At 45.6% G+C, this 11,970-nt stretch carries 12 protein-coding genes, 4 tRNA genes and 1 pseudogene; 14 read left to right on the forward strand and 3 right to left on the reverse strand.

Going from position 1 to position 11,970, the window contains the following annotated elements; genetic code table 11:
* Positions 1-53 precede the first annotated feature (53 nt).
* From V7728_RS14705 to V7728_RS14725, 5 genes are read left to right on the forward strand one after another with little or no spacing between them, the layout of a single operon-like run.
* Complete coding sequence (locus V7728_RS14705; RefSeq protein ID WP_023357224.1) at positions 54-710, forward strand: PIG-L deacetylase family protein; 657 nt, start codon at positions 54-56, stop codon at positions 708-710.
* A complete protein-coding gene (locus V7728_RS14710; protein WP_099567242.1) occupies positions 707-2,041 on the forward strand; it encodes a glycosyltransferase family 4 protein in 1,335 nt (444 codons plus the stop codon). Before V7728_RS14705 ends, V7728_RS14710 begins: the two co-directional genes overlap by 4 nt.
* Positions 2,031-3,218 (forward strand): carboxylate--amine ligase, encoded by a 1,188-nt coding sequence (locus tag V7728_RS14715; protein ID WP_007614989.1) that lies wholly within the window; start codon positions 2,031-2,033, stop codon positions 3,216-3,218. The genes V7728_RS14710 and V7728_RS14715 overlap by 11 nt, the downstream gene beginning before the upstream one ends.
* On the forward strand, positions 3,211-4,266 hold the full coding sequence (locus V7728_RS14720; RefSeq protein ID WP_099567241.1) for a phosphotransferase: 1,056 nt from the start codon (positions 3,211-3,213) through the stop codon (positions 4,264-4,266). The genes V7728_RS14715 and V7728_RS14720 overlap by 8 nt, the downstream gene beginning before the upstream one ends.
* Before the next feature lie 22 nt (positions 4,267-4,288).
* Complete coding sequence (locus tag V7728_RS14725) at positions 4,289-5,581, forward strand: glycosyltransferase family 4 protein (RefSeq protein WP_099567240.1); 1,293 nt, start codon at positions 4,289-4,291, stop codon at positions 5,579-5,581.
* Between the two features lie 79 nt (positions 5,582-5,660).
* Here the strand turns inward: V7728_RS14725 and V7728_RS14730 are convergent.
* Together V7728_RS14730 and V7728_RS14735 are read right to left on the reverse strand one after the other, a co-directional pair.
* Positions 5,661-5,912, reverse strand: a pseudogene (locus V7728_RS14730) (hypothetical protein); the annotation flags it as partial.
* An 85-nt stretch (positions 5,913-5,997) separates the two neighbouring features.
* The gene (locus V7728_RS14735; RefSeq protein WP_007407902.1) at positions 5,998-6,141 is read right to left on the reverse strand and encodes a YycC family protein; all 144 of its coding nucleotides are present in this window, start codon (positions 6,139-6,141) and stop codon (positions 5,998-6,000) included.
* A gap of 118 nt (positions 6,142-6,259) precedes the next feature.
* Here V7728_RS14735 and V7728_RS14740 point away from each other — a divergent pair, with 118 nt between their 5' ends.
* On the forward strand, positions 6,260-6,469 hold the full coding sequence (locus V7728_RS14740) for a hypothetical protein (RefSeq protein WP_015418617.1): 210 nt from the start codon (positions 6,260-6,262) through the stop codon (positions 6,467-6,469).
* Positions 6,470-6,499: 30 nt separating this feature from the next.
* Here V7728_RS14740 and V7728_RS14745 read toward each other — a convergent pair whose 3' ends face one another.
* Entirely contained in the window at positions 6,500-6,697 is a 198-nt protein-coding gene (locus V7728_RS14745) for a DUF2188 domain-containing protein (protein WP_025285570.1), read from the reverse strand.
* Positions 6,698-6,867: 170 nt separating this feature from the next.
* Between V7728_RS14745 and dnaB the strand changes: the two genes are divergently transcribed.
* The 8 genes from dnaB (at position 6,868) to walR (ending at position 11,967) form a co-directional block, all read left to right on the forward strand.
* On the forward strand, positions 6,868-8,232 hold the full coding sequence (gene dnaB, locus V7728_RS14750) for a replicative DNA helicase (protein ID WP_004393100.1): 1,365 nt from the start codon (positions 6,868-6,870) through the stop codon (positions 8,230-8,232).
* 117 nt (positions 8,233-8,349) lie between these two features.
* Positions 8,350-8,763: a VOC family protein gene (locus tag V7728_RS14755; protein ID WP_099567238.1), complete on the forward strand. Its 414-nt coding sequence runs from the start codon at positions 8,350-8,352 to the stop codon at positions 8,761-8,763.
* 238 nt (positions 8,764-9,001) lie between these two features.
* Positions 9,002-10,294, forward strand: coding sequence for an adenylosuccinate synthase (gene purA, locus V7728_RS14760; RefSeq protein WP_012118894.1), 1,293 nt, complete (start codon positions 9,002-9,004; stop codon positions 10,292-10,294).
* 202 nt (positions 10,295-10,496) lie between these two features.
* Positions 10,497-10,572: transfer RNA gene (locus tag V7728_RS14765), tRNA-Lys, on the forward strand.
* Positions 10,573-10,580: 8 nt separating this feature from the next.
* A tRNA-Glu gene (locus V7728_RS14770) sits at positions 10,581-10,652 on the forward strand.
* An 84-nt stretch (positions 10,653-10,736) separates the two neighbouring features.
* Positions 10,737-10,813 (forward strand) — tRNA-Asp (locus V7728_RS14775).
* 36 nt (positions 10,814-10,849) lie between these two features.
* Positions 10,850-10,922, forward strand: a tRNA-Phe gene (locus V7728_RS14780).
* Between the two features lie 337 nt (positions 10,923-11,259).
* Complete coding sequence (gene walR, locus V7728_RS14785; protein WP_004393104.1) at positions 11,260-11,967, forward strand: cell wall metabolism DNA-binding response regulator WalR; 708 nt, start codon at positions 11,260-11,262, stop codon at positions 11,965-11,967.
* The last annotated feature ends 3 nt before the right edge of the window (positions 11,968-11,970 follow it).

An 11,970-nucleotide genomic window follows, 5' to 3' on the forward strand; every position in this document is an offset into this window, starting at 1 on the left:
TTTAGGGTCGTCATATGATATTTGTAACATTTGTTTGGTGGAGTGTGGAAAAAATGGCAGAATACATTATGGTTATCGGCGCTCATCCCGATGATGAACTATTGGGATCAGCGGGCACCATAAAACGGCTGATCAATGAAGGATATAAAGTGATTTCCGTTATTACGGCATTAGGAAGAAAAGAAGAAGCTCATCATATTAAACAATTAGGCGAACGCGCGAATCAAGAGCTTGGAATTGAGAAAGTCATCTTTTTGGAGCACACGAATTTAGAGCTGGAATGTATCCCTCTTCATAAGCTTGTCAAAGAATTAGAGCAGCTCATTCGCGTCTATCAGCCTGATAAAATCTTTACACATCATTACGGCGATATCAATATGGACCACCAGAGAACATTCCAAGCAGTTTTAACAGCCGCCAGACCGCTTCCGAATCAAAAGCCTATCGAACTGCTTACGTTTGAAACGCTATCTTCAAGCGAGTGGGAGAGGAATACGGCTGATAAACTCTTCAAGCCTAATTACTTCGTTAACATCACAGACACAATGGATGCCAAACTCGCGGCGCTTCACCACTATGACGTAGAAATGAGGGATTACCCTCATCCCCGTTCATATGAAGGCGTAAAACATTTAGGAAAAGTCAGAGGGATGACGGCGGGTGTGGAATACGCTGAAGCTTTTGAAATCGTGCGGAGGATCTGGAAATGAACAAGACATTTTCCGTCCCCTATCCGTATATGATCCAGACGCTTGACCGCTACTACGGGGTCAAAACGCGCCTGCAAAAACAGAAAGCCATAAAGACACAGATGAAACATGCAGATCAAATTCCGCCGGTATACAGGAAAAAAAAGAAGTTATCCATTTTGATTGCCACGTTTTGGGACTACCCGCACACGGGCGGTTTATCAAACTATATTAAAACGCTTAGTGAAGGCCTGAAAAAGAGAGGTCATAAGGTGGATGTCATATCCCCTAATCTGTTTCCGTCCGCACAGGTAAAAGAAATGCGGGCGGCTGTTGTTCCGAAATTAAAAGATTTCTTTAAAGACAGATATGGGGATTATAACGATCATATTTTGAAAAATAATCGGCTGATGTTTATATACGAGCAAATGCTTCAAAAGATTCATTTGGAAAGATATGATGTGTTCCACGCTCAAGATTTATTTACAGCCAATATGTTAGGCAGGTTCAATCAAATCTATAAAAAACCTTTATTTTTCACACCGCATGGCATGTTTACTTTCAACAGACTTAAATTTCACATCTTTAAAAAAGGCTCGGTAGAAGAGATTTATTATAAAACATTAGAGATGAAAGCCATTGAATACGCAGATCGCCTGATTATTATCAGCGATACGTTCCGCAGCCCGCTCATGAAGCTCGGAGCCGAACAGGAAGACATGACAACGGTGATCACAGGAATCGATTACGATGCAAAAACAGGCGGGAAAAGAAAAACCCCGGTACCGAAAAATAAGATCATCATCTCGTGTATTGCAAGATTAGGCCCGAGAAAAGGTCACAAATATTTACTGGACGCCCTTTCGAGAATTCCATCTGATGTACTTGAGCATGTTGAAGTGCTGATCGCGGGCGACGGAGAGATGAGGAGCGCCTTAGAGGAACAGGCTCGAAAATTGAATCTATCTATGGTTTCCTTTTTAGGAAAAAGAGATGATGTTCCCGCTATTTTGAATATGACGGACATATTCGTACTGCCGACCATTAATGATAGTCTGCCTATTTCGATTATTGAAGCGATGTTCAGCGGCTCGGCTATCATCGCGACCGATTGCGGGGGTATTCCGGATCTGATTCGCCATAACAAAACGGGGCTTATTGTCGAGCCGGGAAATGTAAAGGTTCTTGCCCGGGCTTTAGCGTTTTTTATCACTAACAAATCTGCGCGGAAGATAGCTGCTTCAAACGCAAAGGCCTACGCGGAGAAATATTTAAGCAGTGAGACGATGATAAAAAATATCGAATCGATTTATCAAAATACCAACAGCTCGGAGGGAGATCATGAAACATGAACATGCAGCCGTTGTACTTGATTTCAGTGCAAACGGGATTGGGATCATTCGCAGCCTGGCCCGAAGAGGAATCGATGTTTACGCGTTTGACACGGAGGGACCTTATCGTATCGGAAAATCAAGATTGGCAGATTGCGGGATATGTCCCAGCCCTTTAACACAAGAGGAAGAACTGCTGACATTTCTGACTGATTTCGGGAAGCGATTCCAAGCAAAGCCGGTTCTGTACGCAGGATCTGATGATTATGCGGGATTTATATCTAAATTCCGCGAGACATTAGCCGGTTTTTTTTTATTTTTGCTCCCGAGCCACTCTCTGTTAGAAACGGTCTTAGATAAAAGCAAAGCATATGAATTAGCGGTCAAGCATAACATCCCCTGCCCGAAAACCTTTTTTCCGAACAATCAGGATGAGCTGGAAGAGGCCATCGCCAATATTGACTTCCCGTGTATTTTAAAACCGGTGGCCGGCCATGAATACAGAAAAAAAGTAAACAAAAAAGCAATTGTAATGAAGGATGCCGCACAATTGCGCAAGGAGTTCAGCTCCTACAGAGAAAATGGAGAACTGCTCGTGCAGGAGATCATCCCCGGAGACAACCAGTGTTTTTATAAAGTCGCCACTTTTTATGATGACCAAATGAAATTAATGGGCTTATTCTCTCTGCAAAAGAACCATCAATTCCCTGCAGATTTTGGCGCGGGGGCCCACGTCGTCAGCAAACGGCTTCCTGATTTAATCGAGAAGACCCTGCCGTTTTTTGAAGCGATTCAGCTGAAGGGAGTAGGCATGGCGGAATTTAAAAAGGATCCCCGGGACAATGTTTACAAGTTTATCGAAATTAATCCGCGCTTTTGGCTCAGCCATAGCCTGACAGAACCGGCAGGCGTTCATTTCGTTTACATGTACTATCTGTATTTGACCGGACAACATGTGAAGCCCCAGCTCGAACAAAAAGACGGAATCAACTGGATTTATGAGGTGCGTTATTTCTTAACGTTTTTGAAGAAACGAAAAAGAGGAGAAATGACGTTCCGGGATTTTTGGAAAGGGTGTAAAGGAAAAAAAGAGTACGCTCTTTTTGCTTGGAATGACCCGATGCCATTTATCAGAAACACTTGGTCTCATCTCAAAAACAGCTGGAAACGGAAGCGGAAGGAAGATCGGCATGTATGAAAAGGAGATTTTGTATGGCGCATTTCAAAAACTGAGAATTGACGAAAAACTGTCGTATTCGTTCGGTGAAAGGGCTGCGGTGAATCCGGATGACATCACATGCCTGAAATCGACGGACAGAAGCGCCATTTATAAACTGTTTGTAAAGAAAAAATCCGGCACTGTTCCGCTGATATTGAAGGTATATAAATCTTCCCGTGAAAAAAACAAGGTCGAGATTAATATATACGGGAAAGCCCGTTCTGTTTTAGGGGATTTGCTGCCGGATATCTATCTTATAGAAGAAAGTGACCATGAAACGTGGATATTTATGGAGTTTGTCAGCCAGATCAGGGGACAGCTTACATTTCACCCGAAGCATTTCAAGTATATTATTCCGACTGTCGCAGAATTGCACAGCCGCACCTTTGAAAACAAGAATATTTTTGACGGTAAATGGCGGTCGTGGCTGCCGGTATACGAATCGGAAACCGTGAGAAAAGGGCGTAAAAAGCAGATCAAAAAGACAGCGGAATTATTGGATAGGGCTCTTAAAGATGAGCGCACAAAAGATATCGTGAAGCCTCATTATCGGCAAATCACAAACTTGCTTGAGCAGGAGGAGCCGGATTTTTTCCCTGAATTGATACAAAACGGCTCAGCCATCACACACGGTGATCTTCATATGCAGAATATCTGCACCCACGATGCGTCCGGACATGAACCGTGGGATATTCAATTCATCGATTGGGAATCCGCAAAATACGCGCCGGTTTGGTTTGATATGACGGTGCTGGTTGAAATTCTGCTTGGCTTCAGAAAAGATTGGAGCCGGCACGCAGAAGATATTCGGACGTATTGCGTAAAAGTGTATACGAAAGAAATGAAAAAGCGGGGCATTCATTTTCAGACCCCTCCTATGACGCTTTATAAAATGGCTTATTTGCAGAGAACACTTGAGAAAGGGCTTCATACCCAATTGCGGAGAATCTTCGACAATCGGGGAGGGGAACTGCTGCCGTATCATGTTGACAAAGTGTCAAAATGGGGACGGGAATTAGGATTATAAGTTTGAGAGAGGGGGAGCGGATGTGAAAGAAGAGATCGGCAAGCCGAACGGTCTGGTGCCTCCAGCCTTATTGCGCGTCATGGATCAATTTTACGGGATCGAACATCAAAGTGAGCCAGAGATGCTGTATTCGTTCTGTGCGGAAGGAAAAAGCTCCCCCAAACGAAAAAAGCCATTGCGTATTCTGTACGCAACCTTTCTCCGTTACCCGAATGTCGGAGGGTTGGCGAGTTATATCACATCAATTAAGACGGGTTTTGAGCGCATCGGTCATCAGGCGGATGTCATCTCGCCGCTTCAAATGCCGCCATCTTTTTTTCAGGAAGATATCCCGCGGGCCGCTGACGAGATCAGAGCGTTTCTTGTTGGCAGAAACGGCGCCGCAAACGAAAAGTTTGTGAAGAATCTCAGCTATTTACATGTCTTTCAAAGATTTTTGAAGGAGAAAGACTTAGAACAATATGACCTGTTTCACGCGCAGGATTTATTTGCGGTATTTTTGCTGGGATACCTTAATCAAACGTACCAGCGTCCTCTTTTTTTCACGCCGCACGGACATTTTACGAAAAGCCGGATGAAGTTTCATAAAATCCAAAAGGGTTCAATAGAAGAGGCATATTTCAGTGAAATAGAAAGGCAGGGTATTCGGGCTTCGGATAAAATCATTACAATCAGCGACTCCTTTCACGAGCCCTTGCTGGAGTACGGAGCGAAGGAGGCTCAGCTGACGACTGTTCATACCGGCATTGATATTCAGGATGCCCCTGAGTCAAAACGTGCTGAAAAGCTCGTGATTGCGTGCGTTTCCCGTCTGACCGAGCGAAAAGGACATGATGTGCTGCTGGACGCTCTCGCCCGCATCCGGCACCATTTATCCGGAGTTGATATATGGATCATCGGAGACGGAAACATGAGAGGGTTTCTGGAAGAGAAGAGACGGAAACTGGGCCTCTCAAATGTGTTTTTCCTCGGAAAACGACGTGATGTGCCGGCGCTTTTGGCTGAATCATCTATATTTGTCCTGCCGACATTGAATGATAATTTCCCTATAGCGATCATCGAAGCGATGTTCTCAGGTCAAGCCATTGTCGCAACTGACTGCGGAGGAATCCCTGAGATGATCCGGCATGAGGCCACAGGGCTTATTTGTCAGCCCGGCAACAGCCGCGAACTTGCTGATGCTCTCGTAATGCTGATTACGGATCAGTCTCTCAGGGAACGGCTTGGAAAAGAAGCGCGCTCCTATGCCGGCCGGCATCTGCGTCAGGAACTGATGGTTTCAAAAATAGAAAGGATTTATCAATCATTTTTCTGAATGATACCGGCGCCGCATGGAAGGTGCTTCAAGAGCAAAATAAAGAGGCCGGTGTTTAACTATCCAGCCTCTTTCCGAGCTATTTTTTCATCTCATACAGAGTCTGCTGACTTTGTCCGCCCGGGCCGCCCGTCATTCCTTGCCGGGCTGAGCTTGTTTTTCCGGTGCTGTATTGGTCAGCTGAGATTTTTGTGCCGTTCTTTTTCATCCATGAGACAAGCTTCGTGTTGCCTGAATTGTTTCCGGATAATAAGAAATATTTCACTTTTCCTTCGTCAACAAGTTTTTTCAGCTGTGAGACGGTTAAAATCGGAGCGGTTCCGTTCAAAGAATGTTTTGCCAAAATTTTCTTCACAAAAAAAGAGGCGGAAAGCCATCGCTTCCGCCTCCCGCACATATATATGAGAGAGCAGCCTTTATTTGTGATCGTTCTCTTTTTGGACTTCAGCTAATTTGGCAAGCAGAATGTGCTGAGGCATGTGCATGATTCTCTCAAGCGGCATATTCAGTGATTCTGCGAGCTTTTGCGCCGTTTCGGCGGAAATTTGCAGCGGTTTCATGTGATCACTCCTTCCGTTTCTTTATTGTACTAAAATCAGAAATCTATCGTAAGAGGATATGACAAAGGAATGGAGGTTTGAAAAGCGGGGCTTTATAACAGAATGGGGGAGGTTTTTTATGCAATCGCCATTGATGTTATTACAGCTGAAGCTGGCTGATTATCAGAAAAAAGCCGCAGAACTGCGGACAATTGACGAATTTATCATACTGAAACAGACATTGCAGGACATGATGAAAGTATTCGCCGCCTGTGAAGAATGGGAGCTGTATCAAAAAACGGCCGATCTCATGGCGCAGACGGTGCTGCACATCCGTTTCATCGAATAAGAAAAGCCCTCGCTCGGGCGAAGGCTTTTCTTAAAAGGACCGTTCTTCTTCAATGTTTTTATGCTGATCATAAATGACAAGCTTAGACGGGCTGTTCTCTTTAGCCGTCTGCTCCGCTTTCTCGATCGCCGCGTCCTTTGATGTATAAAGAGCCGTCGGCGCCACATTTTCCACCTTCACAAACCATCCGTCCGCATCAATACTGGGTGTTACTGCATATGTTTTCATCCTTCTTACCTCCTGGTTTCGATTTATTTATTTGTTTCCCAGCATTCGGAATGGTGAAACACGCAGCCGCTGTTTGACAAATACAGGGAAAGTGATGTTTTTCTATTCTTTTTCTTGAGAAATGGTAAAATGGAGTTTGGATATTTTTTAAGGAGAGGACGGTGCTTAGCATGACAGACCTTCTGAATGATCGGCTGCCGCCGCAAAACATAGAAGCTGAGCAGGCCGTGTTAGGTGCTGTTTTTTTACAGCCGTCTGCGTTAACACTGGCTTCTGAAGTGTTGATTCCGGATGATTTCTACAGAATGTCACATCAAAAAATTTACAATGCCATGCTCGTGCTCGGAGACCGCGGTGAACCGGTTGATTTGGTCACGGTAACGTCAGAGCTTGCGAATACCGATTTGTTAGAAGAGGTGGGAGGCGTCTCTTACCTGACGGACATCGCGAATTCCGTTCCGACAGCGGCTAATATAGAATATTACGCGAAAATCGTTGAGGAAAAATCGATTCTCCGCCGTTTAATCAGAACGGCGACCTCGATCGCTCAAGACGGGTATACGCGCGAGGATGAAGTTGAAGATTTATTAAGCGATGCGGAAAAAACGATTATGGAGGTCGCGCAGCGAAAAAATTCGGGCGCCTTCCAAAATATCAAAGACGTGCTTGTGCAAACATACGACAACATTGAGCAGCTTCACAACCGGAAAGGCGATATTACCGGGATTCCGACTGGTTTTATTGAGCTTGACCGGATGACGGCGGGTTTTCAGCGGAATGATTTGATCATTGTCGCGGCCCGTCCGTCTGTGGGGAAAACGGCGTTCGCCTTAAATATTGCGCAAAACGTGGCCACCAAAACGGATGAGAGCGTCGCGATATTCAGTCTTGAGATGGGTGCCGAGCAGCTTGTCATGCGTATGCTCTGCGCTGAAGGGAATATTAATGCCCAAAATCTCAGAACGGGAAATCTGACGGAAGAAGATTGGGGCAAGCTGACGATGGCGATGGGAAGTCTGTCAAACAGCGGTATCTTTATAGATGACACCCCCGGCATCCGCGTCAGCGAAATCCGTTCAAAATGCCGCAGGCTGAAGCAGGAAAACGGATTGGGCATGATTTTAATTGACTACTTGCAGCTCATTCAGGGAAGCGGCCGTTCAAGCGACAACCGCCAGCAAGAGGTATCGGAAATTTCACGGGCGCTAAAAGCGCTGGCGCGGGAGCTTGAAGTCCCGGTCATCGCCCTGTCTCAGCTCTCCCGGGGTGTTGAGCAGCGGCAGGATAAACGTCCGATGATGTCAGATATCCGTGAGTCGGGAAGTATTGAGCAGGATGCCGACATCGTCGCCTTCCTGTATCGTGATGATTACTATGATAAAGAATCCGAAAACAAAAACATCATCGAAATCATTATTGCCAAACAGCGTAACGGCCCGGTGGGCACCGTCTCACTGGCTTTTGTGAAAGAATACAATAAGTTCGTAAACCTGGAAAGGCGCTTTGATGACGGCGGTGTTCCGGCAGGTGCGTAAAGCCTCAAGCAATGTCTTGAGGCTTTTTTTCATCCGAAAGAATGAGAGAATGCCGTCCGTTCGGCAGACGAAAAAAAGAAAGCGCTTTTATATAATGGCATTAAGGGAGGGATGATGATGACAATTGAATTTCCTCAATTTCAAGCGGCGCAAATCCGGATTGCCCGGCCGACCGGACAGCTCAAAGAAATCATCAGGTTTTATGAAGAGGGCCTCGGGCTGAAGAGGGTCAGCAGTTTTTCCGGACATGAGGGCTACAGCGGCGTCATGTTCGGCCTGCCCCATACGCAATATCACTTAGAATTCACCGAAGAAACCGGCGCGTCTCAGCCGGCGCCCGTTCCGCACGGCGACAGCCTGCTTGTCTTTTACATCCAGGATCAGCAGGAGGTCATCCGCATCAGCACGACATTAAAGCAGATGGGATATGAGGAGAAAGCACCCGAAAACCCGTACTGGGAAGAAAAAGGCGTGACCATCGAAGATCCTGACGGCTGGCGGGTCGTCCTGATGAATACAAGCGGCATATAAGTGACTGTCTGAAGAACCCTGATTACGGGTTCTTTTTCTTGTTAAAGCATGAAAGTTTCGGGAGTAATAGATAGCAAATGAAAGAGAAAACGCTTTTAATCATGTTTAAGGCGAACAAATATAGATTGATAAGATTTAAATGTTCGGATTTACGATTGACTTTCTGTTTCGGCACTGATACACTTAATTTGTTTGAATGAGATATCGTTTTGAAAGGTTAACGGAGGTGCACGGATATATGTCTTCAGTAGTCGTAGTAGGTACGCAGTGGGGCGATGAAGGAAAAGGTAAAATTACAGATTTCCTATCAGAAAATGCAGAAGTGATCGCACGTTATCAAGGCGGAAACAATGCAGGACATACCATCAAGTTTGATGGCGTCACGTACAAGCTTCATTTAATCCCATCAGGAATTTTTTATAAAGAAAAAGCGTGTGTCATCGGGAACGGAATGGTTGTTGATCCGAAAGCGCTCATAACAGAGCTTGCGTATCTTCATGAACGCAATGTGAGCACGGATAACTTGAGAATCAGCAACAGAGCCCACGTCATTCTTCCATACCATCTGAAACTGGATGAAGTAGAGGAAGAACGCAAAGGGGCCAATAAGATCGGCACAACGAAAAAAGGCATCGGACCTGCTTATATGGACAAAGCGGCGCGGATCGGCATCCGGATCGCAGACCTGCTAGATCGTGACGTGTTTGCTGAAAAGCTTGAACGGAACCTTGAAGAGAAAAACCGTCTGCTTGAAAAAATGTATGAAACAGAAGGCTTCAAAATTGAAGATATTCTGGATGAGTATTATGAATACGGCCAGCAGATTAAAAAGTATGTATGCGATACATCCGTCGTCTTAAATGACGCGCTGGATGAAGGCCGCCGCGTTTTATTTGAAGGCGCTCAAGGGGTTATGCTTGATATTGACCAAGGGACATACCCGTTTGTCACTTCATCCAACCCGGTCGCCGGAGGGGTGACGATCGGTTCAGGCGTAGGCCCGACAAAAATCCAGCACGTCGTCGGTGTATCTAAAGCGTACACAACCCGTGTCGGTGACGGTCCTTTCCCGACTGAGCTGAAAGATGAAATCGGGGATCAAATCCGTGAAGTCGGACGCGAATACGGCACAACGACAGGCCGTCCGCGCCGTGTCGGCTGGTTTGACAGCGTTGTTGTCCGCCACGCCCGCCGCGTCAGCGGAATCACAGATCTTTCTCTGAACTCAATCGATGTGCTGACTGGCATTGAAACATTGAAAATCTGTGTCGCTTACCGCTACAAAGGTGAAGTGATTGAAGAATTCCCGGCAAGTCTGAAAGCTCTCGCAGAGTGTGAACCGGTATATGAAGAAATGCCTGGCTGGACGGAAGATATCACAGGCGCAAAAACATTAAGCGATCTTCCTGAAAATGCGCGCCATTATCTGGAACGCGTATCTCAGCTGACAGGTATTCCGCTTTCTATTTTCTCTGTCGGTCCCGACCGTTCACAAACGAACGTCATCCGCAGTGTATACCGCGCTAACTAAGAATTTGCAGCAAACAAGCCTCCGGTCACGGAGGCTTGTTTTTTTATGTAGGAAAAAAATAATAGATTTTTTTCAAAAAAGTAGTTGCCACTTTCGAATGTTCTATGATATTATAAATCTCGTTGTTACGGAACAGCTTCAATAGAGTACTGCAAGAAAGCTTTTGTCTGAATGCTCTATGATACATAATCCGACACATCAGGAGCCATTAGCTCAGTTGGTAGAGCATCTGACTTTTAATCAGAGGGTCGAAGGTTCGAGTCCTTCATGGCTCACCACTTTTTATGGCCCGTTGGTCAAGCGGTTAAGACACCGCCCTTTCACGGCGGTAACACGGGTTCGAATCCCGTACGGGTCATTGATTTACTTTAGCGTTATTGCTAACTCCTTATTTGTCCTCGGAGGGCCGCCACGATACGGCTCTCCGGACAAATTACTGTAAGGTCCGGTAGTTCAGTTGGTTAGAATGCCTGCCTGTCACGCAGGAGGTCGCGGGTTCGAGTCCCGTCCGGACCGCCATTTTACTTTACTTTATAGTATAGAAAAGAAACATCTGGCTCGGTAGCTCAGTTGGTAGAGCAACGGACTGAAAATCCGTGTGTCGGCGGTTCGATTCCGTCCCGAGCCACTTACCCAAACGCATCTGCAATAGTAGGTGCGTTTTTTCTTTTGTTATAAAAAAAGGGAGAGCCGGCTTTTCAGCCGGCCCAGAAGAAGACGTCAAACACTAGACGGCGTTTTTTTTCGTGAGGTTTCAAAAAAATATTATTTTTTAAAAGAAAATAAAAAACATGACAAAAGGATGGCAGTTCAATACGTTTTTGCGCTGTTCTATTTAATTTTTTTATCTTTTGACCTGAAACCGTTATAATAGACGGGGAACGTTTTTCACGATCCGAATTGTGATCATCATGAAACATCAATAGATGAAATGAAGTCATTCTGGCAGGAGGAAAATCAAGATGATGGATAAGAAAATCCTTGTAGTCGATGATGAAAAACCGATTGCAGATATATTAGAGTTTAATTTAAGAAAAGAAGGCTATGACGTGCATTGTGCGTACGACGGAAACGAAGCCGTGGAAATGGTGGAGGAGCTTCAGCCTGATTTAATTCTTTTAGATATTATGCTTCCGAATAAAGACGGAGTTGAAGTGTGCCGGGAAGTCCGGAAAAAATATGATATGCCGATTATTATGCTGACGGCAAAAGACTCGGAGATTGACAAGGTCATCGGGCTTGAAATCGGAGCGGATGACTATGTCACGAAGCCTTTCAGCACGCGTGAGCTTCTGGCCCGCGTCAAAGCGAACCTGCGCCGCCAGCTTACGGTTGCGCCGGCTGAGGAAGAATCAGCTTCTAATGACATTCATATCGGTTCTCTCGTCATCTTCCCTGACGCTTATGTCGTATCAAAAAGAGAAGAAACGATCGAGCTGACTCATCGTGAGTTTGAATTGCTTCATTACTTAGCCAAACATATCGGACAGGTCATGACGCGTGAGCATCTGCTGCAGACTGTGTGGGGCTATGACTATTTCGGTGATGTGAGAACGGTGGATGTAACAGTGCGCCGTCTTCGTGAGAAAATCGAGGATAATCCGAGCCATCCGAACTGGATCGTCACAAGACGGGGTGTCGGTTATTACTTGAGAAACCCTGAACAGGACTAACCG

Source organism: Bacillus sp. JHAA (assembly GCF_036961585.1).
Taxonomy (GTDB): domain Bacteria; phylum Bacillota; class Bacilli; order Bacillales; family Bacillaceae; genus Bacillus; species Bacillus velezensis.